Here is a 26881-nt window from a genome sequence, read left to right as displayed (position 1 = left end):
TTAAGCTGCATGAGTTGGCGCGCAAAGTCAATATATTGCGTAGAGAGTCAAGATTTAGTGAATTAATTAAGGCAAGCTGGTCAATGGATACAATAACCATAATAAGGATGCACAATGAAACTCCACCCTTTAGTATTCAGTATTGCCGCAGCATTACTCACTGTAGGCTGCAATTCTGATAGCAATAATGATGTTACAGAACCACCTGTCACGACAACCCCAGAACCTGAAGAGGTTGTAAAGGTGGCTATTCCGAACTTCGCCGAGGGCAGCACACTTGAAGCCAATATCCGTTGGACAAGTTACGGTGTGCCGCATATTACGGCAACAAACCTTGAGAGCTTGGCATTTGGTAGTGGTTATGCATATGCCAAAGATCATGCTTGTTTGTTGATGGATCAAATTATTAAAACTCGCGGCGAACGTGCTAAATATTATGGCCCTGACCAAGTCGCTGGTAGTGGTGACTCTAAACACTTAATTTCTGATTTTGGTTACAAAGCATTAGGGGTTAATGAATATGCATTACAGCATTATGATGAACTGGATGAAACCAGCCGTGCTCACTTTGAGGGATTTGTGCAAGGCTTTAATAAATATGTCAATGACACGGGGGCTGCGAATCTAGCGCCTGAATGTGCGTCAGCACCTTGGGTGATAAGCTTAACCGCACAAGATATGCTGGCATATTCAATGGCAACTGTGCAGTTGGCAAGTTCAGCAAACTTTTTAGAGCTCGCATTTTTTGCAAACCCTGGTGACGGTGATGAGTATTTGCCTACGCCAAGTAGCAATGCGCCAAGCGCTGTTTCCAGTTTAGTTAAAAATGTCAATCAACAAGCAAAGCAATTTAAATTAGAAAAGAAATTTAAGCATTTAGGTTCTAATGGTTGGGGTTTGGGTAAAGAGATGATGGCCAATGGCAAAGGTGGATTATTAGCAAACCCTCACTTTCCCCATGAAGGAAACCTACGTTTTTGGCAGTCACATTTAACCGTACCCGGTGCAATGAATGTGATGGGAGGGAGTTTGCAAGGTATGCCAGGGGTGATTAATATCGGTTTTAATGAACATGTTGCATGGACACATACCTTCTCAACAGCACGTCACTTTTTAATTTATCAACTTGCATTAAATGAAGATGATCGTATGAGTTATCGTGTTGAAGATGAGCTGCATACGATAACCAGTAAAACAATTTCAGTTGAGGTTGCCATTGGCCCCAATACGACCATTGAGCTTCAAAAACCATTTTATTACAGCCATCATGGTTTGATGTTAGAGACACCCGCCGCTAATGGTTTAGGCTGGAATGATAGCCAAGCATTTACGATTAAAGATGCGAATGAATTTAACATGGATGTGGTTGCCCAGTGGTCTGCGCTTAATCAGGCGGTGAGTCTTGATGATATGAAAGAGTCGTTCGCTAAGTTTGATGGGGTGTCATTCAACAACACCATGGCGGCAGATAAAGCTGGGAATGTATTTTATGTGGATGATAGTACCGTTCTCAAATTAAAGGACACAGCCAATTTAGCCATCCGTCTACAACCTGAACTTGTGGCCTTAAGAGAATCAACTGGATTTGATTTAGTGCCAGGAAATATGAAGCTATTTGAAAGTCAGGGTAAGGTGCCATTTACCGAAGCTCCTCAGCTCACCCGCACCGACTATGTACAAAATTCAAATGATAGTTATTGGGTTACAAACCTAAACGAGCCACTTGTTGGCTTTGCAGCTCAGTATGGTGACGTTCATACACCACTCTCATTACGTACGCGGATGGGTCTAAAATTATTGCAAGATGGCGGTGGCGAAGATGCTAAGTTTACTCTTGATGAATTAGAGCAAGCACTGGTAGGCAACCGTATTTATTTAGGCGAACTTGTATTTGCAGATCTTGCTATGCAGTGTCAGGCACAAGGTGATGTACCTGTACAGGTGACGAGCGATATTGCGGTTGATGTAAGCCCTGCTTGCGGTATTTTTTCGAACTGGAATGGGGCTATGAATTTAGAGACTCAGGGGGCGGCATTAATTCGTGAATTTGCTCACTTGTTTAATCCATCTACTCATTTATACACTAATTTTGATGTTACAGACCCTGCAAATACTCCTCATACTTTGCGCCAAGACAATGTTGCATTAAAAGCGTTGGCGCATGCGATGCTTAATTTACAGTCAAATGGTGTATCGCTGACGAGTAGTTTAGCGGATGTGCAGTTTGTCGAAAAATCATTGGCTGGTGGTCATGCTTCGGGTGAACAATTACCATGGGCTGGGCCGATGCATGTTGAAGGAGGGTTCAATGTCTTTCGGTTTGATAGAAGTAATCTAACTCGTTCTACATTAATTCCTTATGCAGACTATCAAACATTACCTGATGCAATAACGGGTAAGCCTTTGGCTTCTAATTTATCATCACAAGGTTACCCAGTGAACTATGGTTCAAGTTGGATGTTTGTGATGAACTTTACTGAAGATGGGCCGGTTGCAAAAGGATTACTGACTATGTCGCAAAGTTCTGACTCACGTTCAGAGCATTTTGATGATCAAAGTCGTTATTATTCGCAAACGGCTAAGTTGAGGCCTCTATTTTACAAAGAGGCTGATATTGCACTTAACTTAATTGATGAAATAGATATTTCAATGACTAAGCAATAAATGGAACTTGCTCGGTCAGTGCAATAGCACTGGCCGAGATATCAGCTTTATAAGCATACACCTCAACACCGCAATCAATGGCTTGTGTTAATAACGAACAATACGTTTCATCAATATGCTTGGCACCACTGACTTGGCTAATTCCTTCGTGTAGCACAGCAAAAAGTAATACGGCGCGATGCCCTTGTTGCACCATTTCGATAAGTTCTCTGATATGTTTTTGGCCACGAACTGTTTGCGCATCGGGAAAATAGCCTTGTCCTGATTGGGGGTTATCTTCACTTAGTAATGTCACCGACTTTACTTCAACGTAGCAATTTGCTTTGTCATTAGCGGTGAGTAAAAAATCGATACGACTGTTCTCTTGCCCATATTTTACTTCAGCTTGAATTGTGCTGTAGTCGCAAAGCTCTTTTATTACATTATGTGTTAATGCTTCATGCACCACTTGATTGGCTATTGCGGTATTAACGCAAATTAACTGTCCGAAATGATTTTTAGTAAGCTGTAAAGAGTGTGGGTATTTTCGTTTTTTGTTATCACTGGTTGAGTAATAAGCGCTAAACCCAGGCTCAGCACAACCAGTCATCTTTCCTGTATTGGCACAGTGGGCGGTAAATTGCTCGCCAGTTTCTAGCTCAAGATCCGCTAAAAAACGTTTATAGCGTTTGAGCAATTTAGCAGATTGTAAAGGTGGTAAAAAATGCATAATTTTGTTTTGATTAAACGCGTTCGTTCATTGTAAATGAATAGCGACATAGAATGCACCCTTAGTCTGTTTAGTAAAGGTTATTTATCGCAAGCGGTTGGGATGTCGCGTTCGCTGTAGTAAACTCGATAAACAATTTTCAGCGCAAAGAGTATTCTAACATGTCGGAAAAATTTTTAGTTCAACTTAGCGAGCAGGGTGCTGCCGCGCATTGGGGTGAAAAAGCCTCTCTTTCTTTTACTGAACAAGGCGCAACCGTTCATTTAACTGAGCAAGATACACTTAAAAACGTACAAAAAGCAGCGCGTACGTTAGCGAATCAAGGCTTAAAGAATGTTGCTCTAACGGGTGATGTTTGGTGCACTGAAACACAATGGGCTTTTTATCAAGGCTTTGTATCGCCAAAAAATTTAGATGCAGTTGAGTTTGCCGAAAACGCAAAAACAGATAGCAATGAACTGGCTGCATTAACAAAATCAGCGACATGGGCTCGCCAAATGATCAACGGCACTGCCGATGATATTTTTCCTGAAAGCTTGGCAGGTAAAGCGGCTGAGTTTATTCAGTCATTAGCGCCTGAGCACGTTAGTTACCAAATCATTAAAGGTGATGCACTTTTAGAATATCAATGGATAGGTATTCACGCTGTAGGCCGTGGTAGTGAGCGTCCACCTGTATTATTAGAGCTAGATTACAACCCAACCGGTGACGACAATGCCCCTGTTGATGCTGCTCTTGTGGGTAAAGGGATCACATTCGATTCGGGGGGTTATTCAATTAAAGCAAGCGAAGGCATGCTTGGTATGAAATGCGATATGGGCGGTGCAGCAACGGTTACTGCTGGTTTAGCGCTTGCTATTAGTCGTGGCGTGAATAAACGCATTAAGCTGTTTTTATGTTGTGCTGAAAATTTAATTTCAGGTCATGCTTATAAACTAGGTGATATTCTTACTTATAAAAATGGCACAACAGTTGAAATTGTTAATACCGATGCTGAGGGCCGCTTAGTACTTGCTGATGGCTTAATGGCTGCGGGTGAAACTGGCGCACCATTAATCATTGATGCGGCAACGCTAACTGGGGCTGCACTTGTGGCTGTAGGTCAAGAGTACAATGCATTATTTGGCCTTGATAAAGACTTTGTGCGTGAAGTACAAGATTTTGCAGAGCAAGAAATGGAGGCAGCATGGCCACTCCCTCTTGAAAAGTGGCACCAACAAAACTGCCCATCGCCTTATGCTGATACAGCAAATAGTCGCCCACAAAAAGGCGGCGGTTACGGCGGTGCGTCAAATGCTGCTGGCTTCTTATCGCGCTTTGTTCCTAACGATGGTAAAGGTTGGGTGCACATTGACCTTGCTGCAGCATTCAATATGGGTAGTACGAGTGAGTGGGCCGCGGGTGCTACAACACAAGGTATGCGCACGGTTGCTAGAACGTTGCTTGAAAAAGCTTAATTGAGTACTACACGAAGTATATTACCAAAAGCGCCTTTATTAGGCGCTTTTTTGTTTTTTAATGTGATTTACAAACTGATACAAGATTTTTTTCATCATTTAGTATAAAATCTCGCCCCACATTTTCTCATCAGGTGGTTAGTTTAAATTTCATTAACTACACTTGAATGATCAATTCACACTGGGGTCTCTATTTATGTCAGATAAGTGCTATATCACTGCGCAGCAGTTACTTGAAGATTCGTTTCGCGTTGCTGCTAAAGTTTATGAAGATGGTTTTCGTCCAGATTTCATCATTGGTATTTGGCGTGGTGGTGCTCCTATCGGTATCGCAGTACAAGAGTACTACGATTACAAAGGTATAGAGACAGACCATATTGCTGTTCGTACATCGTCTTATTACGGTATTAATCAGCAATCAAAAGAAATTAAAGTACATGGTTTGCATTATATTATCGAAAATGCCGACGCAGATGACTCGTTATTGATTGTTGATGATGTATTTGATTCTGGACGTAGTATTTTTGCTTTAAAAGAAAAACTTTCTGAATTAATGCGCTTAAATTTACCGCGAGATATTCGTGTTGCTTGCCCATATTACAAGCCTAAAAACTCAAAAGTAGACATGGTACCTGAGTATTATATTCATGAGTCTGATGAGTGGTTAGTTTTCCCTCATGAGCTGTCAGGTTTAACGCCAGATGAAATTATTGAAGGCAAGTCAGACTTAGCAAACATTCAAGATCTACTATTAAATAAATAGATTACCGCTTAGCTGAAGTGAGTATGTAGGTACATACTCACAATTGTGAAAAGCTATCAACATAGTTGCTTAGCTTTTCTATATCAACAACCTTGAGTCCTTGATTGCTTCTTACTATTAATCCTTTTTCTACCAGCTCTGTCACTACGCGGCGATAAGCACGTTCAGTGGTTGCGAACCGTTCGGCTTCTGCATTAACCGTAGGGTAGGCGCGTAGCAGTGTTGGGTTATTATTCTCAGCCCTTAATAAACAGTCTTTTGCGATGTTATAACTCAGTGGCAATAGGAGTTTATCGAGATTTATTTTCTGATTCTCTTGAAACTTAGCAGCAATAGTTTGTGCTGTGTACAAGCTGAGTTCTGGCTTTTCTAGCAACAGTGAGCGCCAATGTTTTAGCTCAATTAAGTTATAACTCACATCACTAAAACAGGTCACTGTGTAAATGCAGGGTAAGTTGTTTAGCGCTTCAATCTCGCCAATCAAGGTGTTATTACAATCAAGCTGGCCGAGTAAGAGTCTGCGGCCATTACCCACATCATAACTAAGCGACACAGTTCCGCTTCTAACTAATACAAGTTTAGACAGAGGTTGATCTTGATGGATCAGCACTTCTTTTTTTGCTTGTTGGTAACGACTTCCAGCAAAAGTAAGTAATTGCTCAACGAGATAACTTGAAAAATGATATTGAAACATTAACGCCGCTCTTCGGACAATTGTCCTATTTATTACACCTTAATGACGTTAGCATTAAGATTCTAAGAATTCACGCTAACTTGCTAGCTAGGCTATGCCTTGCTTTTACCTTCATTTCCCGTGTTAATGATTTTAAGCAAAGTATTCACTGTGCTTTATAAGGTTTTCAGTAAGTTAGCTTTTTTATTTTCATTGTTAAAGTAGCAATGAGTAAGTCAAAAAAAATGACAAGCTCTAATGCTAACCTAAAGCCTAGGAGAGAACAATTGAGTTGGGAATATTTAGGCTATTTAGCGTCTGCTTTGTTGGTCGCTTCTTTAACAATGAGTGATGTGGTTAAGCTGCGTTGGTTTAATTTGGCCGGATGTATTGCATTTACTTGTTACGGTATAGCAATTGACGCCATTCCTGTTGCATTCACTAATGGACTCCTGACGTTTGTAAATATCTACCATATTATTAAATTAAAGCGTCAGTCATCCACTGACGCTAAATAGTGACCGTTTAGCGGTCTCGTTGATATTTTAGTTCGCCACCAATCCATGTTTGCTTTACCTTGATATCATGAATTTGTGAAACTGGAACTGTAAAGTAGTCTTTGTTTATTAAAATAAAGTCAGCCCATTTACCTTGCTCTAAACTGCCTAATTTAAACTCTTGGTGAGCAGCATAAGCGCCGCCTAAAGTGAACGCTCGCAAAGCTTCATCTCTCGATAATAGCTCTTTTGGCCGCCAACCACCTTTTGGTAACTGGTTGTGATCCATGCGAGTAATGGCTGAATATAAACCATCGAATGGGTCAGCTAGTTCTACAGGAAAGTCAGAGCCCGCAGCCACAATTGAACCTTGCTCTAAAAATGTTTTCCAAGCATATGCACCGGTAAGTTGTTTATCGGTCAAGCGTTGTTCAGCCATATGCATGTCAGACGTGGCATGCACAGGTTGCATTGAGGGAATAATTTTTAGTGATTTGAAGCGAGGAATATCGTCGGGCGTAACAATCTGCGCATGCTCAATACGGTTACGTAACAAAATCCCCCCAGATTTTTTAAATACTTTTTCATAGGCATCTAATACGATACGGTTCGCTTTATCACCAATAGCATGGGTGTTCGCACTGAAACCATTTTCAAAGCTTAAGGTGAAAAGTTGTTCGAGTTTTTGCTGTGTTTCAAGCATTAAGCCATGGTAATTTTTTCGATCAGCATACTCATCAATTAGCGCAGCACCACGGCTACCCAGCGCACCATCGGCGTATACTTTCACGCTTCTGATTGACATGTAGTCATGCATATCTTTATAGCGACCCGCTTTTAACATGGTGTCTAGTTTTGGGTCGCTTGCGCTTAACATAGCAACAATTCTCAGCGGTAGAGTGCCTTGCTCGGCACGTTCTTTGTAAACTTGCCACGTATCATAATCAATACCCGCATCATGAGTTGATGTAATGCCTAAGCTGAGCAAATGTTTACCTGCATTATCTAAAGCAGTATTAATGCTGGCGTGGCTTGCTTTTGGTACATGTTGGGTTATTAGTGTTTCTGCTTTATCAATGAAGACACCTGAAGCTAGCCCTGAATCCAGTTTTAAAATTTCACCACCAGCAGGAGAGCGAGTGTCTTTTTCGATACCAGCAAGCGCCATGGCTTTCGAATTAACCCACACCGCATGGCCATCAACTCGAGACAGTACCACAGGCTTATCTTTTACATAGCGGTCTAAGTCTGCTGCCGTAGGAAATTGCGCGCCTGGCCATTGCTCTTGGTTCCAGCCACGACCAATGATCCAGCCTTGTTTATCTTTCGCAAATTCTGCGAGCTTTTTTCCTACCTCATCAACTGAGCGGGTATTTCTAACATCCAGTTGTGATAGGTTATTACCAAGGCCAATAACATGGCCATGAGCGTCAATAAGCCCAGGTAGTAAAGTCGCCTGTTCACCATCTAGGGCCGTTGCATCAGGATAACTGGCTTTTAAGGAGTCATTGCCTGTTTTGACCACCTTGCCGTCTTTAATAACCAGTGTTGAAAACTGCTTAGTATCCCCTTTATAGGTCGGTGTGTAGCCATTGACGTTATAGATGACCGTTGTGTTTGCAAAACAGGATAGTGATGCTGATGCGAGTAAGCCGATGATGAATTTCATAATTGTCTTGTTTTTATTGATTTATAAAAACAGTATCAGAGTTGTAATAAACTGCAACTACTTGAACAAAAATGGCAGGGGAAGGGTGCTTGGCACACCCTCAATTTATTTGCTAGCGTAAACTTCAAACTCTGCGAGCGATAACTTGTTATCTTTGTCTTTATCGTAACTTTGAAAACGAGACCAAAGTGCTGGGTCTCGTGCTGATTCAGAGCGACTTAAATAGCCGTCATCATTGCGATCAAGTTGTTTAAACTTCTCACCAATACTGCCAGAGGCTAAGCTCATAGTACTAAAAAGAAAACATGAAACTAAGCTGGTGATGGTTAATCTTGTCATTGTTTGTTAGCTCTTACTTGTTAAATAATTTTTAAACTCAAGGAGTGATATGCGCTTGTCATTATCTTGATCCCACTGACTTATACGCTTTTTAAGATGAGGCTGAGGCGTAAGTTCGTCAGGGCTTAAATAGCCATCTTTATCCTTATCGAGATGATTAAAACGTTGTTTTACATCTAATGCAAAGCTATTAAAGCTAAACGTAATAAGGATTAGTGAAATAACTGAGACTATTTTCATACTGCGCTCCTTGTTAGTGAAAGTGCTTGCCATAATTTAATTCCCAAAATTAAATCCGTTTACACACTCCCTCAGGGATTATGGCAAACACTTTAAGTCGTTAAAGTTTGAATTTCTCAAACTCTTGCTCTGATAGAACCTGATCGTCATTTTTATCTAGATCAGCAAACTGCTTCAGTAAGTCCTCATGTTGTGTGGCTTCTGTAAGCGAAATTTCACCATCGGCATTCGTATCAAATTTAGCGAAACGTACATCCATTTGTGATGCTAAAACGGTCGCGCTGATCACTAAAAACATCAGCGAGAAAGCGGCAATAAGTTGTTTCATTACAATCTCCTATTGAACAAACAATTGAAATTCTGAAAAAGAAATTTGGCCATCTTGATTCGTATCAATTTGTGAAAAGTTGTCGTGTAACAGTGCGTCTTCCGATGCCTCTGATTCACTTAAAGTGCCGTTACTGTCTTTGTCCAGTTCTTTAAAAGAATCATTTAAATTAAGGGCATAAGTCGCTGTTGAGATACAACACACAGCCGTCAGCACAGCAAGGGCTAATTTCTTCATTTTAATTCCTAAGAAAATTAATTATTTACTCTAATACAAAAACAATGCCAAAGTTAAAATTTCTTAATTATCATACTGTTATGTGTTTTTGAGCGTGTGTCGGTAGAAATTCTTACATGGTTTTGTGTCTTTTTTGCAACGGGAAAATAAACTTTTAAATTTAACCTTTTAAAATCAGTTGTTTAGTTTGTCTCCAAATTGCAACGATATTGATTTTTTAGTGAAAATAGTGCTGAATTTCAGATAAAATTCAGCCAGTGTATAACTTAGCTCATAGATAATTTATACCTGTCACACCTTGAAGGAAACCTATGCAAAGGCAAGCTAGCAGCAAGTTCAAACACCTACTCGATTGGCGTCCCAACTTAATCGGGCAGTTTGTATTTAGTACTCTTTTATCGTTATTGCCTTTATCTTTGGTGGTGATCCTATTTTTAAATGCGCTCAACAAGCAGCTTGCTGTCACTCAAAAAATAGTGAGCGATAACTACTTAGTAACCAAAACATTTAATAGTCTTAAGCAAGACCTAAATAGCCTTGAGCGAGCAACGAGGCAAAACTGGGTGTTGAAAAGTGAATCACTTGATACCTTAATTGCAAATAAATGGCAGTCATCTTTGCAAAGCATTGATGAGCTAATTTTTTTGAGTCCCTCACCAGATTACGTTAACCAATGGCAGCAGCTGGCTGATGTGTTGAGCTTTGCTCAGCAACACTTAGTAGATGAACAAAAGCAAGATGGTGAGCTGTTTGCACCAGCCAGTAAACTAATTGCAGAGCAAACGGTGTGGCTACGTGATCAGAATGAATTACGCATCACGAAAAACCAACAACACTTAAAAACCTTACAAGCGTCATTTATAAATTGGCTATTGGCATTGATCCCTATTACTTTGCTGGTGAGTGGCGGGTTTTTATGGCGGATCAGTGGGCGTTTACGCGAATTGACATCTGTTATCGATAAACTGGGACAAGGACATTGGCAACAAAATATTTCTGTTAAAGGTTCTGCTGAGTTGATTGAGTTGGGCAACAAGTTACAGTGGGTACAAGCGCAACTACATATGCTTGAACAGCAAAAAGATACATTCTTACGTCATGTTACACATGAATTAAAAACCCCATTGGCTTCTATGGTTGAAGGAACAGATCTACTTGTTGATGAAATAGTTGGACCTATTAATGCAGAGCAGCAAGCAGTATTAGAGCTTATTACGCAAAGTATGGCGCGGTTACGCATTATGATTGAAAGCCTTTTAAATTATAATGCAATTCGCACCAGTAAGGAGAGCATCACCGAATTAGACTTTTCGGTGATGATGAGCAAAATAGAGCGACATTTTGAACATCGCCTAATAGCGCGAGACCAATCGTTGCTTTGGTTAAATGAGTTACCTAGCCGCTCTCTTTATATTTCAACGGAATTATTAGAAATGATTTTAGTGCAGCTTATTTCCAACGCATTAAAATTTTCACCAGAAAAAGAAGCAGTTACCATTAAGGTGACATTTAAACACAGTAAGCTTATGGTGTCGGTGAGCGATCTTGGCATTGGTGTCGATGAATCCGAAAAAATGTCTATTTTTGGTGCATTTTATCAAGGTAAGAATGCCAAAAACCAAGCTGAGATGGGCAGTGGCTTAGGACTTACTATTGTGAAAGAAACAGTTGAACAATTAAACGGTGAACTAAAGCTTGAAGACAACGACCCACATGGCTGCTGTTTTACCGTAATATTACCAATTCAATTAACCCAGGGAGTTAACTGATATGGGCTTAGCTAATAAAGCCAATTTTATGATGATTGCTGCACTAATGCTCTCGGGCTGTTCGTTGCTAGAACCTAAGCCTGTAACAGAGCAAACGCAGCAAGTAGTTAATAAAAAACATGTAACACCCGAAGAGGGAGAGCCAAATCCCAAGCCGCGTCCGAAAAGTGAGCCAATGTATCCGCCTGCAAATATTGTTATTGCTTGGCATGCCCAGCAATGCGGAGGCTATAAAAACACACATAAAAAAGTAAGTTATGTCGGTGAAAAAGAAATCAAAGCGTTGTTTAAATCACTGTGTCTAGAGAGCGAAGCAAATCCAGAAAAAACCTTGGAGTTACTAGACAAAACAGATCAAGCTTACTATTGGCCAGATGATATAAAGCAGTACCTTTGGCTTCAAAAGCAAAGTGTTAAGCAGCATTTAAAAGCGAAACAAGCAAAGCAAGCATTAACCGAAAAAATGGAAAAAACACTGTCGTCACTGGCTACGATTGAGCAGCAACTTCTTCTTCGCGAAGAGACTAAGGAGCAGTAAGTATGAATGAAGTAAGTAAACCTCGCGTGTTACTAGTGGATGATGACGCGAGTTTATTAAAGCTGTTAGCAATAAGAATCGAGTCTAAAGGTTATCAAGTGAGTACTGCTGAAAGTGGCATTGTGGCTCTTCAAGAACTTAAAAATAAAACCTACGACGCGGTAATTACCGATTTAAGAATGGACGAAATGGACGGGATGGCGCTGCATCGTCAGTTGCAAAGCCGCTACCCATCTATGCCTGTCATTATGATGACAGCGCATGGTTCGATTCCTGATGCAGTCGAGGCGACAAAGCAGGGGATTTTTGCATTTATTACAAAGCCTGTTGATAAAGATGAGTTATTTGACAGCTTAGCAAAAGCAATAGAGATCCATGGCGTGCACGGAGAGGAAGCGCCCACTCAAACCAATATCGTGACGCGAAGCGGCGCGATGCTGCATTTACTTGAACAGGTTAAGTTACTGGGGCCGACACAGGTTAACGTACTCATATCTGGTGCCAGCGGCACAGGTAAAGAACTACTTGCACAAGCAATCCATCAGCATAGCCACGTTAGTGACGGTCCATTCGTAGCGATTAACTGCGGTGCAGTACCTGGTGAGCTATTAGAGTCGGAATTATTCGGGCATAAAAAAGGTGCCTTTACAGGGGCTGTGAAAGATCATCAAGGTTTATTTCAGCAAGCACAAGGCGGCACACTGTTTTTAGATGAAATTGGTGATATGCCACTGAACTTACAAGTGAAGTTACTACGCGTATTACAAGAGAAAACGATTCGCCCTGTTGGTTTCCAAGAAGAAATTCCAATTGATGTCAGAGTTGTATCTGCCACTCATAAAAACCTTCCTGAAGCGATAAATAACCAACAGTTTAGAGAAGATCTTTATTATCGATTGAACGTTGTTAATTTAAAGCTACCACCTCTTTGTGAACGCCGTGAAGATATAAGCTTACTGGCACAGCATTTTGCAGGGCAGATAGCAAAGCGCATGAATCAAGACGAAAAACGTTTTGCAAGCGATGCGATGCATGCGCTAGTGAGGTATGATTGGCCTGGTAATATTCGCCAACTACAAAACGTGATTGAACAAGTTGTAGCCTTGACGCCAGGCGGAGTTATTTCTGCTCAACTGGTGGAATCTGCACTCAATAGTAATGTAAGTATTGCGGAACCACTTTCGCTGAATGATGCGAAAAAAGAGTTTGAGCGCGACTATCTAATCAATACCTTAAAGATGGCAGCCGGCAATGTCGCAGAGGCCGCTAAGCTTGCAAAACGGAACCGTTCAGATTTTTATAAGCTAATAAAAAAACACAACATTAATGTAGAAAACTTAATGTAGAGCTAGCATAAGGAAAATTCATGTCACTTTTTTTAGTCTACCTTGGTGGACGTATTCAAGGTTGCCACATAGAAATGCATGATGTGCGATTTGTGGTGGGAAGCACAATTGAACAAACATACTCAAAATTAAAAGCACAGTGGGTCGGTGATAAAAACAATGTGCACATGGATAGTTACATGCAAATTCAGCACATTGATGGATACAAGGTAGAGGTTGTTGAAGAAGCGCACGGACAACCTGAAAAACTATATTTTGTGAATCTAGGTGCCTATCGTGCTGATAGGTTGGCAGAGCAGCATGATTTTGCACTCTATGTTGCTCGCAGCAGTGAAGAAGCTAAACAACGTGCGAAAGAGTCTTTACTTGCAGGGCTAAGCCATCTCCATAAGGATGATTTACACGATGTCGATGATTGTTTTGCGATTGACTTGCTCGATAGTCACTTATCAATCAAGTTAACTCCAAGCGGGCAATCACAAGCAATGAAACCGGATTGGTTTGGTTATCACGTTTTATAAACTAATCCTGATTATCGCTTTTACTAGCAATTTTAAAGGCGATAATCACTAGGCCAAATAAAGCAAAAGGCAATGCAGCTAGTAAATACTCCACTGTATGATTGTCTTGATAATTTGGCTGAAGTAAGAAGTGTCCTACGACACAAAGCAGAATAGCGACGAATAAAACAGGCAGTAAGATCAGTTCTTTTTTTGGAGAGTGTTTTTTCATAACAAAGCGTCACATTGCAAAGGTGCGCTATTGTAATGAGCTAAGATTGATTAGGTCAAATAACTTGGTGACTTATATTGCGCTGCATCAATTTTTTTATTGGCCGCTTTTTTTACAGGCTTTTTAGGTTTGACTGGTTTGTCAGCTGTATCATTACAGTTATACAGTCCCATAATAAACTCTATTTCCTCGCGTTGTAATCCAGACTGCATGATACCCCCCTTAATGTCGAATTTACCATTTATACGACAAATACTAAGCAGTTGAAGCTGAATTATCGGTGAATAATGCGTCATTAAACTGTAATCATATGTAACACAAATTCGCTTATTTAATAGGCAGCTCCACAGTAAACACAACACCCGTGCCATCATCTAAATTTTCAGCGGCTACTTTACCGTTATGGTAATCGCAAATAAGCCTTACAATATAAAGACCTAAGCCTAAGTGGGGCTGCTGTTGATGTTGCTGACTTCTCACCGAGACCATTGAGTCGAAAATGTGTTCAACTAAACCGTCAGGTAGCAGAGGTCCTTGGTTGCTGATTTTTAATAATGCATGTTGCTCTTGCTTGATTAAGCTGACTGAAATTGTGCTTTGTGAAGTTTTAAACTCAAGTGCATTGTTGATGAGCTTATCAAGCAATTGAGCAATAAACTCGGGTGCGCCACTGACATTTAACGGCTCTTTACAAAGCGACAAGGTAAATAGGCTTTCACCATAGGTTATTTGATAGCCTTGCATGCAGCCTGTGATCACCTTGCTCAGATCAAATTCTTCAGCTTCGGCGCTTTGAATACTTTGTTCAAGACGCGTTGCTTCGCTCATGGTGGTAATAATTTTACCCAACCGCTCAACCCCTTCACTGGCACGGTCGAGGTATTTTTGACTCAATTCAGATTGCGGCTGCATCTGTAAGTTTTCAAGTGATGAGCGAACAACAGCCACAGGCGTGCGTAGTTCATGGGAGAGTCGTGATGACATATTTTCTAAGTAATCAGTATAACCACTTAAACGACTAACAATATTGGCAAAGCTACGAGAAAGGTCACCAATTTCATCATTCGAATCGGCATAGGTTATTTTGCCAGTAATACGCCCTTGGGCATCAATGGCTTGTTCGGCATTATCACGCAGGCGGCGAATACGGCTGGAAATTCGTGACGCAAAAAAGAACAGGGTCACAGTGCCCACAAGCATCACCGCTAAAATGACATTAAATAGCTTCTCTAGCGACTTATTACGCAGAGTGCGCACGCCATTGGTGGTTTCTTCTGCGATTACTGCACCAATCACTTTATCTTGGATCCAAATAGGGTAGGCAGCAGATAAAATAACGGCTTTGTTATCTGGGGTTAAGCGCCATGATGATGCGGGTTTACCATTTAAAGCACTGGCTATATGAGTACCTTGCATCGCAGCGACATCATGTAAGGTATCAATAAATTCATTTTCTGGGCGAGTTAATATTTTATAGTAAAGAGGATGCAAATAATCTTGCTCAAAGCGTTGCCACCACGTTGTTGCGGGCGCATCTTTTAGGCCGTCTGCCCAAACGCCATCGGCATGATGAATTGAGCCTGATTGCGCAAGTACACGATGATGGTTATCGACGACCCAAATTCGACTGCCACTGTGGCCCATGCCTTTCAAAATACGGTTAATTTCTGGCGAAGGCACTAAAACAGAGCCGATATCATTGGGATTTTGTAGGTTTGAGGTCGACATAAGCTGAGGCTCAGCTTTGCCTTCATCCCAATCTTCAATCGCAAAACCGAGCTTATTACCTAACATCGAAAGCGGAAAACGCAGCTCTATGTTATACCCCGTGTCGGTGCTTTTAAAATACCCCTGAATTTTAGTGACCGGCTGTTGTGTTGAAGCATCAAAGGCATTGACCCAACCATCTTGACGGGCAGCCACCACATAACGTTTAAATTCACCTGCAGGTGTTTTTAACATGATCTGTAAGTGATCGTTGCGGGTAAAGCTAAGCACATTTTTAGCACGATACACCAAAGAGCTGTCTGTGACTTTAAACGCCGCATAAAGGTAGTTTTCGTATTTGCCCACCATGTGATCAAAACTAAGATCACTCTGTTGATGATCATTGCTTAAACTTTGTAAGTAGCGCTTATCATAATGCCAAAATAAGCTTTGATAAGGCTGCCACTCCGACAGTTTACCATCAAGTTGAATCGGGTTATTTAGGTTGTAAGCGTATAAATCACGGCCTTTTACCACTTGATCTAAAAAGTTGGTTTGCGAGTCAAACAAAGCGGGGCGCTCATGTAATGCGGTGGCGAGTGCACGTGTTGTGCCTACTAAGGTTTTTTCTTGCCCTTGCCTTAAGAACTTTTCCATTTCCCACACATACTCATAGCCAAGCCAAGGTAATAAAAATAAAAAGCAGGATAAGAAAATAAACTTTGTTCTAAGCCCCAAACGCAGCATTAAGCTTGCTCCCAGCGATAACCCATACCGTAAACTGTATCAATGCAGTCAAATGCATCATCTAAAGCAATAAATTTTTTTCGAATGCGTTTTACGTGCGAGGTAATCGTGCTGTCATCAACATAAATTTTCGCATCACTCATTAATTCGTTACGGCTTTTAACATGACCTGGACGCTGCGCAAGTGAATGCACCATCCAAAATTCTGTTACAGTTAAATCAACCAGTTGCTCTTGCCAAAAAACCTGCATGCGTTGGGTATCTAACTTTAACGTGCCGCGATGCAAAAGAGCGGTTTGATCGGCGGGTTGATCAAATGCATCGAGGCGTCTAAATAGTGCGCCAATTCGCGCAGCAAGATGCGCCATGCTGATGTCTTTGGTTAAATAATCGTCGGCACCCATGCGCAGGCCACACACGGTATCAATTTCGCTATCGCGAGCGGTTAAAAATATAATCGGTAAAGTTTTAGAAAGGCTGCGTAGAGTTTGGCAAAGTAAAAAACCACCATCTACTTCATGGCCAAGACCAATATCAACAATGGCTAAGTCTGGTAAAGATTGACTAAATGCCAGTTCAGCACTTGCTCTGTCAGCAAAACCTACCACCTGATAGCCCTGAGCACTGAGCATTTCTGCGTAGTTTTCGCGGATTGCTGTTTCATCTTCAACGATTGCTATTTTCTTCATTGTTAATACTTACTTAAATTCTTTCTATAGCGAACTATACCTAATTTTTTGCCTTGCGTACTGGCAAAAATGCGATTGCCATTTTTCTGCCACAATTGCTCAGCAGTTTGCCTTTTTTGATCCCCTTTATTGCCATTTCGACTTGTTTTAATAGCTCCATACCAAGTTCGCAACACCAACCAATGTTGCCAAGCAATTAAGTAAAAAAAGGATTAAACCATGAAAAAATTAATTATTGCCGCTGTCATTACCACTGCTTTATCAACAACACAGTATGCGGTTGCTGCAAATCAAACAAAGCAAGATACACCAAAAGAAACAGCGATAGGCCTTAGTGCTGGTGCCGTAGTTGGCGGCTTAGTCGGCGGTCCAATTGGCGCGTTTGTGGGCGCATTTGCAGGCGGCTTAATTGGTGAAAAAGAAGCGGCAGAAAACACCATTGATGAACAAGCTCACGCATTAGTCGTAATGAAAGAGCAAACCGCAGATTACCAACAAGTGATAGCCGATAACGCCGCCCTAAGTGAGCAGCTTGAATTATTAGCGGATGAAAAAGAGCAGTTACTACAAGCCCAGCTTAATACTTTACTGGCCATGACGGTGCAGTTTAAAACGGGCTCTAGTGAAATTGCCCCGCACTTTGCTAATCAACTCGACAAAGTAGCTCAGTTACTGATTGCCCAGCCAAATCTGGCTATCGATTTAAATGGCTTTGCAGATCAGCGCGGTGATGAGTTGGCTAATTTAATGCTTTCAAAGCAGCGTGTAAATGCCGTGCAAAGCTACTTAATTAAACAAGGCGTGCCGCATACCCGCTTAACTGCAACCGCCTTTGGTGAGCAGCAAAGTGTTGCTGATTCAAATAACTACGAAGACAACATCTTTGACCGCCGCGTAACATTGACGACGCGCCCTGTGACACAAAGTAGTTTGCGTACAGCGCAAAGTAACCACTAATTCATCGGTCGATGGAGTGACTAATTATGTTGAGTAAACGTACCAAAAGGCTCATGTATATGAGCCTTTTCATCCTGCTGTTAGGTTATGCTGTTAGCCCTGTGTTCGCTGCTAACGCTAGTGCCGAATTGCGTTTTTATGATGACTCAAATAGACAGGTGTCGTCGGGGTTACTAGTGAAAAACGATGTCACTATGACACTCACGGGGCTGATTAATCATGTTGTTGTTAAACAACGTTATCAAAACCCACATCCATTTGCGGTCAATGCCCGCTATGTGTTTCCGTTACCTGATGAAAGTGCTGTGCATGCCATGCAAATGCAAATTGGTGAGCGCATTATCACAGGCAATATTACGCTTAAGCAGCAGGCTGAACAGCAATTTGTGCAAGCTCAAAAGCAGGGTAAACGTGCCGCTTTAGTGCGCCAGCAACGTGCTAATATTTTCTCTACTGATGTGGCAAATCTTGGAGCAGGGGAAGAAATTGAAATTACCTTGCAATACCAAGAGATCATCGGTTTTCGTGATGGTGTATTTTCGTTGCGTTTTCCGACCACTATTACGCCGCGATACGAACCTTTAACGGCAGATCTTCAGCAAACAGTTAATACAGAGAAAAAGTTTGAGCCAACAACTGACACAGAGCAAGTGGCATCAGCTTGGCTAAAACCTGTTTTTCACCATGCTAAAAGCCAAGAGTCTGATGCGAGCCTAAACCTTGCAATTTCGATGGATATTGGCCTAGAGCTTAGTTACATCAACGCCAACTTAGACGGTATGCAAGTCGATAACCCGAGTTTTGGCCGTTATCAATTATCGCTTAATCGTGACATTCCGATGGATAGAGACTTTCAGCTAACATTTAAACCCCTTGATAAAGCTCACTCACAGGCTGCATTTTTTACCGAAACAGTCGCAGGGCAAGAGTATGGCTTATTAATGCTAGTGCCGCCAAGCGATCACTTTACCTCGCAAGCACGGCTTCCCCGTGAGATGGTGTTTGTTGTTGATACCTCAGGTTCAATGCATGGTCAATCTATGGAGCAGGCAAGGCAGGCCTTGTTTTATGCCTTATCGTTACTGGATGAAAATGACAGTTTTAATGTCATAGGTTTTGATAACGAAGTCTCGCTATTAAGTGACACGCCGATGATTGCTAATGATTTTAATATTCGCCGCGCTGAACGCTTTATTTATGGCCTTCAAGCAGATGGTGGCACCGAAATCGCAAAAGCACTGACGCAGGTACTTGATGGCAAACAGCATGATGGCTTTGTACGCCAAGTGGTGTTTTTAACCGATGGCAGTGTGGGTAACGAAACGCAGTTATTTAAGCAAATTCAATCTGACTTGGGTGACAGCAGGCTTTTTACTGTGGGTATTGGCAGTGCGCCTAATAGCTTTTTTATGACCAGAGCGGCTGATATTGGCCGTGGTACTTTTACTTTTATTAGTAGCACTAGTCAAGTACAGCCAAAAATGCAGCTGCTTTTTGATAAGCTGGCACATCCTGCTGTTACAGAGCTTGCGTTTGAAGGCGATAAAGCAGCACTTGAATACTGGCCTTCGCCGTTACCTGACTTGTATTTTTCAGAGCCGGTTTTGGTTGCCATGAAGCTTGATGGCAGTCAGCACTTAACATTAAAAGGGCAAACAAACACAGGACCCATGACCATTAACTTAGCAACGGCCAATGCTGCAAACGGTGAAGGTATCGCTAGACTCTGGGCAAGACAAAAAATTAAGTCACTGCTGCTTTATAACGAAAAGGATGCGGTGCGCGCAGAAGTTGAAGCATTGGCACTTCAGCACCATTTGCTCAGCCCTTTTACAGCCTTTATTGCGGTTGATAACTATGCGGGTAATGAGATTGCAGAGCGTTCAATGCAAGTAGCCAACAAACTCCCTAACGGCATGACGCTACCGCAAACCGACGGACAAAGCCGCGTATTTATGCTACTTGGGTTACTGTTACTTGCTTTTTCGGGGTTATGGCAATGGCGACGCTAAAAAAAGCGTTGCCAGTTTGCAGCGCCTTACTTGGCATCGCATTACTTGCCAATGGCGGTTATATGCAGGCGAAAGCTTGGCTTGCGCAGACGCTAATTGAGTCGGCTTGGCAGCAAGCTTTGCAAAGACCTAATGAGCAAGTGAGGCCTTGGTTTTACGCCGATGGTTATGTCACCGCGCGCATAAATTGGCCAAGTCAGCAGCAAGAGTTGACGGTACTTGCTGGTGCGTCGGGGCGAAACCTCGCGTTTGCCCCTGGGCACTTTTTACCAAGTGGAGAACTTGGCAGCAAAAATGGGGTAGTGATTGCCGGTCATAACGACACCCACTTTGCATTTCTAAAACATGTCGCTGTAGGTGAGCAATTCTCTATGCAGTTGCAAAATGGCCAGGTTGAACACTATCAAGTTCGCAGCATTGATGTTATTCATCAAAGCGAACAGGGCTTTTTAGCGCAATCAGGCCTTTATTTATTAACCTGTTATCCTTTTGATTCGTTAGCGTCAGGAACTGAATTTAGGCTATTGGTATCCGCTGATAAATTATCGTCGTCTACGTCAACTTTGAGCTCTTGATGACGTTGACTAACAATAACACCGGCGAATACCACCGCAATACTCACCCATTGCCACACAGTTAGTACTTCGCCTAGTAGGATGGCTGACAAAATTAACGCAAAAATAGGAATGAGGTTAGAGTAGGCGGCAGCTGTTAATACCGACACTTTACTGATGGCGTAATTGTACATGCCATAGCCACCTAACGTGACACATGAGCCTAAATATAGAATGCTCAATAGGGCACTTAAATCATGCTGATTTTCGCTCGGTAGTTCGATAAAAAATAAAAAAGGCGCAAAGAACAAGCTACCACTAAAACCTTGAATTGCAATTAAGGTAAGGGGTGAATAGCGTGTCACTAAGTGTTTTACGCTTACGGTATAAAAGGCGGCGCACACCATCGCCATCAGTTCTAAAAAGTTACCAAGTAGTGGATTAGGGGCTTGTTCAGTGCTTGGTGATAACAGCGTTAATAAAATACTGCCACCAATACACAAGGTAAAACCAACGACAATAGCTTTACTGATGTACTCTTTTAATATTAAGAACGCCAAAATGGCGACAATAATTGGTAAACAAGAGACGATTACCCCTGCTTGTGATGCTGACGTGTATTCAAGGGCATGCCCTTCAAATAAATAATAAAAACAGGGTTCAGCTAATGACATACCAATTAAATACTTCCAGTCACCTTGTTTAAACTCAAAGCGGATCACATAGCGCCATAAACATAAACAAATCAGTAATGTGGTTAGCATTCTTAAAAAAATCACTAACACAGGGTCGTAAACATTGATTGCGTGCTTTAACGCAATGTAAGAGCTACCCCATAAAAAGGTCGCGATGATTAAGCATATACTGGCTGGCATAGGTGTCGATATTGAGTAAAAAACGAGAGCGTGATCCTAGCATGAATTTTTTTTACTTGTTCAAAAACTGTTAACTGGTATATATAAATTCTCTATTATTTATTACAGACTTTAAAACACACATGCAAAGGCCACACGTCGTTGTTGTAAAGCTAGGTACAAGTGTATTGACTGGCGGTACAGACAAATTAGATAAAGCACATATGGTTGAACTTGTTCGCCAATGTTGCGAATTAAAAAAACAGGGTTATCAGGTTGTTTTAGTATCAAGTGGCGCGGTTGCTGCTGGACGCGAGCAACTAGTTACCCCCTGTGGCCGTTCTTTGATTGAAAAACAAATGCTGGCCGCAATTGGTCAAGGGCAGCTTATTCATATTTGGCAGAGCTTGTTTGCTTTATATGGTGTGAATGTTGGGCAAATGCTACTGACTCGCGCCGATGTAGAAGACCGTGAACGTTATTTAAACGCTCGCGATACCTTAAATGCGCTACTTGCTCACAATGTGGTGCCAATTATTAACGAGAATGACGCCGTGGCCACCGCCGAAATTAAAGTCGGTGATAACGATAACTTATCTGCTTTAGTCGCGATTTTAGCAAATGCGGAAAAGCTGTTACTGTTAACTGACCAAGAAGGGCTATTTACTGGCGATCCTCGCTCTGATGCCAATGCAACACTTATCAACGAAGTTGAGCATATTAATGATGAACTCAGAGAGCTTGCTGGTGGCAGTGGTACAACACTTGGAACCGGTGGTATGGCAACCAAGCTGCAAGCTGCCGATATTGCACGTCGCGCGGGTGTTGAGGTGATTATTGCCAAAGGTGTGGGCAAAAATGTGATTTTAAATTGCATGGCCGACAAGCTTCCTGGTACACGTTTTTTAAAACTTACAGCGCCAAAAGATGGCCGCAAAAAGTGGTTACTTGCAGGGCCTAAAAGTACGGGGCAATTAGTGATTGACGATGGTGCAAGCCTTGCGCTTAAAGAGCGTGGCGCGAGCTTACTAGCAAAAGGTGTAAAGACTGTGCGAGGACAGTTTGAGCGCGGTGATGTGATTGAAGTAGTGTCTAATCAAGGGCAGTGTATTGCTAAAGGTCTTGTTAATTTTAACCACCAAGAAATTGATCAAATTAAAGGCTGCCATTCATCGCAAATAACCGAACTACTTGCATTTGCACCCAGCAGTGAAGTTATCCATCGAGATGATATGATTTTACTGTAGTTTTTTAGTAATTTTTATAAAGTTAACTAGACTAAAGTTATAGTTAGTTTAGGGGGCTTTCTAAATGCCAGCAAACGCTTGCGGACATGACTGGATAATCTCAATAACGCAACAAGAAGAAGAGCCTGAACTTGATCAGGCGCTTATCAATGCGGTGACGGAGCTCGAAGAGTTTTCACGGTTCGCTATTTATGTGAACAAGTTATTCAAACCTGGGCTACCAGCTCGTTTACTTAACAAAGACTCAGTTATTGAAGAGTTAAATGAGCATGAAGTAAGTGAGTTAATAGAGAAAGTCAGTCGCAACAAAATTCGCATTAGCCGCAATTATGGGGTTATTTCTACCTATGTGCCCATTTACCATATAGGAAATGTGATGGGTGTGCTGGTGATAGAGTCTGAAAAAGAGCTTTCAGATCGCTCAAGTATGTTAGCCATTTATATGCTAAATATCTATGCTAACCAATTGTCATTGCTACACAAGTCTAAATTAGATCCCCTTACTGAGCTATTAAATAGACAAACCTTTGATAAAAAAGTGATTGATATCGCAGCAGAAGCGACACTTGAGCCAAAAGATCATCAATACCATCCTCACTGGTATCTGGCGATGGTGGACATTGATCATTTTAAACGTGTTAATGATAATTTTGGTCATGTTATTGGTGATGAAGTTATTTTACTGGTAGCCCAATTGCTTAAAAATAATTTTCGCATTGAAGACTATGTTTTTCGTTACGGTGGTGAGGAATTTACTGTTTTGTTTCAAGCGTCTGATGAAACAGATGCGCGCAATGCACTTAATCGTTTTCGTGCTTGTGTCGCAGAGTATCCTTTTCCTCAAGTTGGAAATCTAACCGTCAGTTGCGGTTTTTTACCTATTTGTGAGTTTGAAATGGTCGCAAGCCTTGTTCAAAAAGCAGATGTTGCACTATATCATTCTAAAAATAATGGTCGTAATCAGGTAACATCGTACGCTGAGCTAGGGATTCAAGAGAGCAAGCGCCCTGATGACTCAATAGAGCTTTTTTGAATCTGTTGTCGCGATTATTGCTGTGTTAAAATTGCCCACCATCAATTTTAATCAGTATGAGATTTTACATGAAGTTTGTTCGTTGGTTACTCGGTCGCATTATTTTATTCTTTGATTTTATTTTTACACCACGCAGTAAAAAACGTCCTGCGGCTGAGCAAGCTGCACTTGATTCAGTGACATCGCAATTTAAATTGTACCAATTCAAAGCATGTCCTTTTTGCGTAAAAGTACGTCGTGCTATTAAGCGTCAAGGCTTAGCCATTGAAACCCGTGATGCGAAAGGTAACCAGCAATTTCGTCAAGAGTTACACGAGCAGGGTGGAAAAATTAAAGTACCTTGTTTACGTATTGAAGAAAACGGCCAAGTAACTTGGTTGTACGAATCAAACGATATCATTGCTTATTTAGATAAAGTCGCTGCATAAAGCGGCTTTTCACTTCGATTATAGCCCGTGCTGTGCTAGCATTTGGCAAATTTTTAATTGTCTTTTGAGAGATATAACCATGACAATTCGCACCCGTGTTGCTCCGTCACCAACAGGTGACCCGCACCTAGGTACTGCATACATCGCATTATTTAACTACTGTTTTGCTAAGCAGCAAGGCGGTGAGTTTGTGTTACGTATTGAAGATACAGACCAAGTTCGTAGTACACCAGAATCAGAGCAAGCTATTATGGATAGCTTACAATGGTTAGGCTTAAACTGGGATCATGGTCCAGATGTGGGCGGTGAGTTTGGTCCATACCGTCAATCTGAGCGTAGCGATTTATATAAGAAATTTGCGCATCAGTTAGTTGAACAGGGTAAAGCATTTTACTGTTTTGCAACCAGCGAAGAGCTAGACCAAATGCGTGAAGAGCAAATGGCCGAAGGCCTACGCCCTAAATACGATGGTCGTGGTTTAAATCTTTCAGAAGACGAAATCAAAGCGAACCTTGAAGCAGGTAAGCCATACGTAATACGTATGAAGATCCCAAGTGAGGGCACGTTTAAGTTTAACGACTACCTACGTGGCGAAATTGAGATCCCATGGGAAAACGTAGACATGCAAGTGCTACTTAAAGCAGATGGCTTCCCAACATACTTCCTTGCTAACGTTGTTGATGATCACCACATGCAAATTAGCCATATCTTCCGTGGTGAAGAGTGGATCAACTCAGCGCCTAAGCTATTAAAATTATACGAAGACTTCGGTTGGGAAGCGCCAGTACTTGGCCACTTACCGTTACTACGTAACCCAGATAAGTCAAAATTATCGAAACGTAAAAACCCAACTTCAATCAATTACTATAAAGAAATGGGTTACCTACCAGAGGCGCTATTAAACTATTTAGGCCGTATGGGTTGGTCAATGCCTGATGAGCGTGAAAAGTTCACCTTAGATGAGATGATTGAACACTTTGATATGAAGCGTGTATCACTGGGTGGGCCTATTTTCGACGTGGATAAGCTTAGCTGGTTAAACGGTATGTGGATCCGTGAGAATTTATCTGATGCAGAACTAATGCAACGTTTTGTTGATTGGAAATTTAATTCTGAGCTATTCGCTAAAGTATTACCAGAAGCAAAAACACGTATTAATACGCTTTCAGACATGGTTGACCTTGCGGGTCACTTTGTGGGTGGTATTCCAAGTTACGACCCTGCGCTATTAACGGCAGGTAAAGCGGGTGAAGATGTAACTCGCCAAGCATTACAGTTCTTTATCTGGCAACTTGAAGGCTTACGCAGCTGGGAGAAGTCAGAGATTTTTGCGATTGCAAAAGCGGTTGCAACTTTCCATGAATTGAAGATTAAAGACTTCCTTGAGCCAATTTTTGTGGCTATCACAGGGAAGACTTCATCAACATCGGTTCTTGATGCGATGGAAATTTTAGGTTCTGACCTTTCACGTGCACGTTTACGTGTGGCACTCGCGCATATTGGTGTATCGAAGAAGCAAGCGAAAAATATTGAGCGTGCTTATCGGGATTATCCACAAGCATAGCTTTACTATGCAATCTACAATAAAGCCGAGCTCAGCTCGGCTTTATTGTTTTCGCCTCTAAACCATCTACTTCAGTAGGTGGTTATCACCATTTAAGCTATGCATGGAAAAATACTCATGTTAATGCCTTAGTTGATTTTTTATTGAATGATTTTGTGTGGAAATAGTTCGTCAGTTTTTATTTAGTAACGGTTGTGTACAAAAAGATACAAGATCGCCCAGAGTGTTTTCTAAGCACTCTTATGTTTTTTGTTCTTAAACGTTGAATTGTGAACAGATTCGACCTCTCTCCCCATTTTTTCTGGTAGAATAGTCAGGTTATAAGTAGTTTAAGCAGTGAACAATTATGTTAAGTCCTTATTATCAGCAGCACGCTGATTATGTTTCTATCTCTCGTGAGCAGGGAAGTCGTTTTGCTAAGTCTGTAGCGGATGATTTCAATCCACTTCACGACATCGACGCAAAAAAGTTTTGTGTACCCGGTGATCTTCTTTTTTCACTTGTATTAAACCAATACGGCATCAGTGAGAAAATGGAATTCACTTTTGCAGGCATGGTGGATGAAACATCGCAATTAACTTTTCCTGCTGGGGCTGATGAATTTGCCATTACTGATGGTGATAAAATCATGCTTAAAGTGAAGCGTGAAGGGGCTGTAAGCCAATGCGCTAAACTTACAAATAGTTTGATTAAGAACTATGTTGAGTTTTCAGGTGCCGCATTTCCGCATGTTATTATCCCATTAATGGCGAAACAAGATGTAATGATTAACCCTGCAAGACCTATGGTTATTTATGAATCAATGCTAATTAATCTAGAGCGTCTTGATATTGAAGAGCCAGAGCTTGAGTTTGTTGAACCTGATTTCACTTACACAGGCAAACGCGGAAAAATTATCTTACGATTTAATTTACTAGAAAATGGTGAGAAAGTCGGTTCAGGTGAAAAGCACATGGTTGTTTCTGGCATTCGCGAGTACTGCCAAGCAACGGTTGATGAATTAATTAGTTTTTATAATCAACGTAAAAGTACACTAAACCACGCTTAATTGTACTGTTTTAGATAAAAGGCGCATTAGCGCCTTTTTTGTTTGTGGCCATGTGCGTACAATACTCGCTTTATAGCCAA

At 41.4% G+C, this 26881-nt stretch carries 28 protein-coding genes; 16 read left to right on the top strand and 12 right to left on the bottom strand.

Features of this window, described 5'->3' with window-relative positions:
* The first annotated feature begins 114 nt into the window (after positions 1 to 114).
* On the top strand, positions 115 to 2664 hold the full coding sequence (locus L0Z67_RS13315; RefSeq protein ID WP_405128117.1) for a penicillin acylase family protein: 2550 nt from the start codon (positions 115 to 117) through the stop codon (positions 2662 to 2664).
* Here the strand turns inward: L0Z67_RS13315 and sfsA are convergent.
* Positions 2654 to 3373: a DNA/RNA nuclease SfsA gene (sfsA, locus tag L0Z67_RS13310; protein ID WP_062569525.1), complete on the bottom strand. Its 720-nt coding sequence runs from the start codon at positions 3371 to 3373 to the stop codon at positions 2654 to 2656. The genes L0Z67_RS13315 and sfsA overlap by 11 nt on opposite strands.
* A gap of 161 nt (positions 3374 to 3534) precedes the next feature.
* Here sfsA and pepB point away from each other — a divergent pair, with 161 nt between their 5' ends.
* Positions 3535 to 4830 (top strand): aminopeptidase PepB, encoded by a 1296-nt coding sequence (pepB, locus tag L0Z67_RS13305; RefSeq protein WP_062569526.1) that lies wholly within the window; start codon positions 3535 to 3537, stop codon positions 4828 to 4830.
* Between the two features lie 196 nt (positions 4831 to 5026).
* Positions 5027 to 5593: a phosphoribosyltransferase gene (locus L0Z67_RS13300; RefSeq protein ID WP_062569527.1), complete on the top strand. Its 567-nt coding sequence runs from the start codon at positions 5027 to 5029 to the stop codon at positions 5591 to 5593.
* Positions 5594 to 5630: 37 nt separating this feature from the next.
* Here the strand turns inward: L0Z67_RS13300 and L0Z67_RS13295 are convergent, their stop codons facing one another.
* Positions 5631 to 6287: a Crp/Fnr family transcriptional regulator gene (locus L0Z67_RS13295; protein ID WP_062569528.1), complete on the bottom strand. Its 657-nt coding sequence runs from the start codon at positions 6285 to 6287 to the stop codon at positions 5631 to 5633.
* Positions 6288 to 6553: 266 nt separating this feature from the next.
* Between L0Z67_RS13295 and L0Z67_RS13290 the strand changes: the two genes are divergently transcribed.
* Positions 6554 to 6784 carry a YgjV family protein gene (locus L0Z67_RS13290; protein ID WP_062570023.1) on the top strand — a complete coding sequence of 77 codons (231 nt, stop codon included), beginning with the start codon at positions 6554 to 6556 and terminating at the stop codon, positions 6782 to 6784.
* Between the two features lie 7 nt (positions 6785 to 6791).
* Here L0Z67_RS13290 and L0Z67_RS13285 read toward each other — a convergent pair whose 3' ends face one another.
* From L0Z67_RS13285 to L0Z67_RS13265, 5 genes are all read right to left on the bottom strand, one after another.
* Entirely contained in the window at positions 6792 to 8432 is a 1641-nt protein-coding gene (locus tag L0Z67_RS13285; RefSeq protein WP_237114386.1) for an amidohydrolase, read from the bottom strand.
* 105 nt (positions 8433 to 8537) lie between these two features.
* Positions 8538 to 8771 (bottom strand): EF-hand domain-containing protein, encoded by a 234-nt coding sequence (locus L0Z67_RS13280; protein WP_062569530.1) that lies wholly within the window; start codon positions 8769 to 8771, stop codon positions 8538 to 8540.
* A gap of 6 nt (positions 8772 to 8777) precedes the next feature.
* Positions 8778 to 9011 carry an EF-hand domain-containing protein gene (locus L0Z67_RS13275; RefSeq protein ID WP_062569531.1) on the bottom strand — a complete coding sequence of 78 codons (234 nt, stop codon included), beginning with the start codon at positions 9009 to 9011 and terminating at the stop codon, positions 8778 to 8780.
* A gap of 100 nt (positions 9012 to 9111) precedes the next feature.
* Positions 9112 to 9339 (bottom strand): hypothetical protein, encoded by a 228-nt coding sequence (locus L0Z67_RS13270; protein WP_062569532.1) that lies wholly within the window; start codon positions 9337 to 9339, stop codon positions 9112 to 9114.
* Positions 9340 to 9348: 9 nt separating this feature from the next.
* Positions 9349 to 9576, bottom strand: a complete 228-nt coding sequence (locus tag L0Z67_RS13265; protein ID WP_062569533.1) for an EF-hand domain-containing protein — start codon at positions 9574 to 9576, stop codon at positions 9349 to 9351.
* A gap of 311 nt (positions 9577 to 9887) precedes the next feature.
* On the opposite strand from L0Z67_RS13265, the gene L0Z67_RS13260 reads away from it, so the two are divergent.
* Genes L0Z67_RS13260 through L0Z67_RS13245 form a run of 4 tightly spaced genes read left to right on the top strand, consistent with a single transcriptional unit; the run spans position 9888 to position 13750 of the window.
* Complete coding sequence (locus tag L0Z67_RS13260) at positions 9888 to 11345, top strand: sensor histidine kinase KdpD (protein ID WP_062569534.1); 1458 nt, start codon at positions 9888 to 9890, stop codon at positions 11343 to 11345.
* A 1-nt stretch (position 11346) separates the two neighbouring features.
* On the top strand, positions 11347 to 11883 hold the full coding sequence (locus L0Z67_RS13255; protein WP_193987731.1) for a hypothetical protein: 537 nt from the start codon (positions 11347 to 11349) through the stop codon (positions 11881 to 11883).
* Positions 11884 to 11885: 2 nt separating this feature from the next.
* On the top strand, positions 11886 to 13229 hold the full coding sequence (locus tag L0Z67_RS13250; RefSeq protein ID WP_193987730.1) for a sigma 54-interacting transcriptional regulator: 1344 nt from the start codon (positions 11886 to 11888) through the stop codon (positions 13227 to 13229).
* 20 nt (positions 13230 to 13249) lie between these two features.
* Positions 13250 to 13750 (top strand): DUF1543 domain-containing protein, encoded by a 501-nt coding sequence (locus L0Z67_RS13245; RefSeq protein WP_193987729.1) that lies wholly within the window; start codon positions 13250 to 13252, stop codon positions 13748 to 13750.
* A 1-nt stretch (position 13751) separates the two neighbouring features.
* Here L0Z67_RS13245 and L0Z67_RS13240 read toward each other — a convergent pair whose 3' ends face one another.
* From L0Z67_RS13240 to pdsR, 4 genes are all read right to left on the bottom strand, one after another.
* The gene (locus L0Z67_RS13240) at positions 13752 to 13961 is read right to left on the bottom strand and encodes a hypothetical protein (RefSeq protein WP_062569538.1); all 210 of its coding nucleotides are present in this window, start codon (positions 13959 to 13961) and stop codon (positions 13752 to 13754) included.
* A gap of 50 nt (positions 13962 to 14011) precedes the next feature.
* On the bottom strand, positions 14012 to 14173 hold the full coding sequence (locus L0Z67_RS13235; RefSeq protein WP_157066206.1) for a hypothetical protein: 162 nt from the start codon (positions 14171 to 14173) through the stop codon (positions 14012 to 14014).
* Between the two features lie 115 nt (positions 14174 to 14288).
* Positions 14289 to 16415 (bottom strand): proteobacterial dedicated sortase system histidine kinase, encoded by a 2127-nt coding sequence (gene pdsS / locus L0Z67_RS13230; RefSeq protein WP_405128116.1) that lies wholly within the window; start codon positions 16413 to 16415, stop codon positions 14289 to 14291.
* Positions 16415 to 17104 (bottom strand): proteobacterial dedicated sortase system response regulator, encoded by a 690-nt coding sequence (pdsR, locus tag L0Z67_RS13225; protein ID WP_237114382.1) that lies wholly within the window; start codon positions 17102 to 17104, stop codon positions 16415 to 16417. The genes pdsS and pdsR overlap by 1 nt, the downstream gene beginning before the upstream one ends.
* 219 nt (positions 17105 to 17323) lie before the next feature.
* Here pdsR and pdsO point away from each other — a divergent pair, with 219 nt between their 5' ends.
* The 3 genes from pdsO to L0Z67_RS13210 are packed head-to-tail and all read left to right on the top strand — an operon-like array spanning position 17324 to position 20648.
* Positions 17324 to 18061: a sortase-associated OmpA-like protein PdsO gene (gene pdsO, locus L0Z67_RS13220; protein ID WP_062569541.1), complete on the top strand. Its 738-nt coding sequence runs from the start codon at positions 17324 to 17326 to the stop codon at positions 18059 to 18061.
* A 26-nt stretch (positions 18062 to 18087) separates the two neighbouring features.
* Positions 18088 to 20073 carry a marine proteobacterial sortase target protein gene (locus L0Z67_RS13215; RefSeq protein WP_062569542.1) on the top strand — a complete coding sequence of 662 codons (1986 nt, stop codon included), beginning with the start codon at positions 18088 to 18090 and terminating at the stop codon, positions 20071 to 20073.
* Positions 20061 to 20648, top strand: a complete 588-nt coding sequence (locus L0Z67_RS13210; RefSeq protein WP_062569543.1) for a class GN sortase — start codon at positions 20061 to 20063, stop codon at positions 20646 to 20648. The genes L0Z67_RS13215 and L0Z67_RS13210 overlap by 13 nt, the downstream gene beginning before the upstream one ends.
* On the opposite strand, the gene L0Z67_RS13205 is transcribed toward L0Z67_RS13210, so the two are convergent.
* Positions 20555 to 21502 carry a DMT family transporter gene (locus tag L0Z67_RS13205; RefSeq protein WP_062569544.1) on the bottom strand — a complete coding sequence of 316 codons (948 nt, stop codon included), beginning with the start codon at positions 21500 to 21502 and terminating at the stop codon, positions 20555 to 20557. The genes L0Z67_RS13210 and L0Z67_RS13205 overlap by 94 nt on opposite strands.
* 122 nt (positions 21503 to 21624) lie before the next feature.
* Between L0Z67_RS13205 and proB the strand changes: the two genes are divergently transcribed.
* The 5 genes from proB (at position 21625) to L0Z67_RS13180 (ending at position 26801) form a co-directional block, all read left to right on the top strand.
* Positions 21625 to 22728, top strand: coding sequence for a glutamate 5-kinase (gene proB / locus L0Z67_RS13200; RefSeq protein WP_062569545.1), 1104 nt, complete (start codon positions 21625 to 21627; stop codon positions 22726 to 22728).
* 64 nt (positions 22729 to 22792) lie between these two features.
* On the top strand, positions 22793 to 23761 hold the full coding sequence (locus L0Z67_RS13195) for a GGDEF domain-containing protein (protein WP_062569546.1): 969 nt from the start codon (positions 22793 to 22795) through the stop codon (positions 23759 to 23761).
* A gap of 68 nt (positions 23762 to 23829) precedes the next feature.
* The gene (locus L0Z67_RS13190; protein WP_062569547.1) at positions 23830 to 24189 is read left to right on the top strand and encodes a glutathione S-transferase N-terminal domain-containing protein; all 360 of its coding nucleotides are present in this window, start codon (positions 23830 to 23832) and stop codon (positions 24187 to 24189) included.
* Between the two features lie 79 nt (positions 24190 to 24268).
* Positions 24269 to 25753: a glutamate--tRNA ligase gene (gene gltX, locus L0Z67_RS13185; protein ID WP_062569548.1), complete on the top strand. Its 1485-nt coding sequence runs from the start codon at positions 24269 to 24271 to the stop codon at positions 25751 to 25753.
* A gap of 346 nt (positions 25754 to 26099) precedes the next feature.
* Positions 26100 to 26801, top strand: coding sequence for a DUF3581 domain-containing protein (locus L0Z67_RS13180; RefSeq protein WP_062569549.1), 702 nt, complete (start codon positions 26100 to 26102; stop codon positions 26799 to 26801).
* Positions 26802 to 26881 lie beyond the last annotated feature (80 nt).

The sequence above is a fragment of the Pseudoalteromonas sp. PB2-1 genome, assembly GCF_045040605.1.
Classification (GTDB): domain Bacteria; phylum Pseudomonadota; class Gammaproteobacteria; order Enterobacterales; family Alteromonadaceae; genus Pseudoalteromonas; species Pseudoalteromonas arabiensis.
This window is presented reverse-complemented; position numbering and strand designations above follow the sequence as displayed.

Coding starts and splice junctions, on each gene's coding strand:
- L0Z67_RS13255 (WP_193987731.1), top strand. CDS start 11,347: ATGGGCTTAGCTAATAAAGCCAATTTTATGATGATTGCTGCACTAATG.
- L0Z67_RS13285 (WP_237114386.1), bottom strand. CDS start 8,432: ATGAAATTCATCATCGGCTTACTCGCATCAGCATCACTATCCTGTTTT.
- L0Z67_RS13250 (WP_193987730.1), top strand. CDS start 11,886: ATGAATGAAGTAAGTAAACCTCGCGTGTTACTAGTGGATGATGACGCG.
- pepB (WP_062569526.1), top strand. CDS start 3,535: ATGTCGGAAAAATTTTTAGTTCAACTTAGCGAGCAGGGTGCTGCCGCG.
- L0Z67_RS13300 (WP_062569527.1), top strand. CDS start 5,027: ATGTCAGATAAGTGCTATATCACTGCGCAGCAGTTACTTGAAGATTCG.
- pdsR (WP_237114382.1), bottom strand. CDS start 17,104: ATGAAGAAAATAGCAATCGTTGAAGATGAAACAGCAATCCGCGAAAAC.
- L0Z67_RS13265 (WP_062569533.1), bottom strand. CDS start 9,576: ATGAAGAAATTAGCCCTTGCTGTGCTGACGGCTGTGTGTTGTATCTCA.
- L0Z67_RS13240 (WP_062569538.1), bottom strand. CDS start 13,961: ATGAAAAAACACTCTCCAAAAAAAGAACTGATCTTACTGCCTGTTTTA.
- proB (WP_062569545.1), top strand. CDS start 21,625: ATGCAAAGGCCACACGTCGTTGTTGTAAAGCTAGGTACAAGTGTATTG.
- L0Z67_RS13180 (WP_062569549.1), top strand. CDS start 26,100: ATGTTAAGTCCTTATTATCAGCAGCACGCTGATTATGTTTCTATCTCT.
- L0Z67_RS13270 (WP_062569532.1), bottom strand. CDS start 9,339: ATGAAACAACTTATTGCCGCTTTCTCGCTGATGTTTTTAGTGATCAGC.
- L0Z67_RS13275 (WP_062569531.1), bottom strand. CDS start 9,011: ATGAAAATAGTCTCAGTTATTTCACTAATCCTTATTACGTTTAGCTTT.
- pdsO (WP_062569541.1), top strand. CDS start 17,324: ATGAAAAAATTAATTATTGCCGCTGTCATTACCACTGCTTTATCAACA.
- L0Z67_RS13215 (WP_062569542.1), top strand. CDS start 18,088: ATGTTGAGTAAACGTACCAAAAGGCTCATGTATATGAGCCTTTTCATC.
- L0Z67_RS13280 (WP_062569530.1), bottom strand. CDS start 8,771: ATGACAAGATTAACCATCACCAGCTTAGTTTCATGTTTTCTTTTTAGT.
- L0Z67_RS13260 (WP_062569534.1), top strand. CDS start 9,888: ATGCAAAGGCAAGCTAGCAGCAAGTTCAAACACCTACTCGATTGGCGT.
- gltX (WP_062569548.1), top strand. CDS start 24,269: ATGACAATTCGCACCCGTGTTGCTCCGTCACCAACAGGTGACCCGCAC.
- L0Z67_RS13190 (WP_062569547.1), top strand. CDS start 23,830: ATGAAGTTTGTTCGTTGGTTACTCGGTCGCATTATTTTATTCTTTGAT.
- L0Z67_RS13295 (WP_062569528.1), bottom strand. CDS start 6,287: ATGTTTCAATATCATTTTTCAAGTTATCTCGTTGAGCAATTACTTACT.
- L0Z67_RS13210 (WP_062569543.1), top strand. CDS start 20,061: ATGGCGACGCTAAAAAAAGCGTTGCCAGTTTGCAGCGCCTTACTTGGC.
- L0Z67_RS13235 (WP_157066206.1), bottom strand. CDS start 14,173: ATGCAGTCTGGATTACAACGCGAGGAAATAGAGTTTATTATGGGACTG.
- L0Z67_RS13205 (WP_062569544.1), bottom strand. CDS start 21,502: ATGCCAGCCAGTATATGCTTAATCATCGCGACCTTTTTATGGGGTAGC.
- L0Z67_RS13315 (WP_405128117.1), top strand. CDS start 115: ATGAAACTCCACCCTTTAGTATTCAGTATTGCCGCAGCATTACTCACT.
- L0Z67_RS13245 (WP_193987729.1), top strand. CDS start 13,250: ATGTCACTTTTTTTAGTCTACCTTGGTGGACGTATTCAAGGTTGCCAC.
- L0Z67_RS13195 (WP_062569546.1), top strand. CDS start 22,793: ATGCCAGCAAACGCTTGCGGACATGACTGGATAATCTCAATAACGCAA.
- sfsA (WP_062569525.1), bottom strand. CDS start 3,373: ATGCATTTTTTACCACCTTTACAATCTGCTAAATTGCTCAAACGCTAT.
- pdsS (WP_405128116.1), bottom strand. CDS start 16,415: ATGCTGCGTTTGGGGCTTAGAACAAAGTTTATTTTCTTATCCTGCTTT.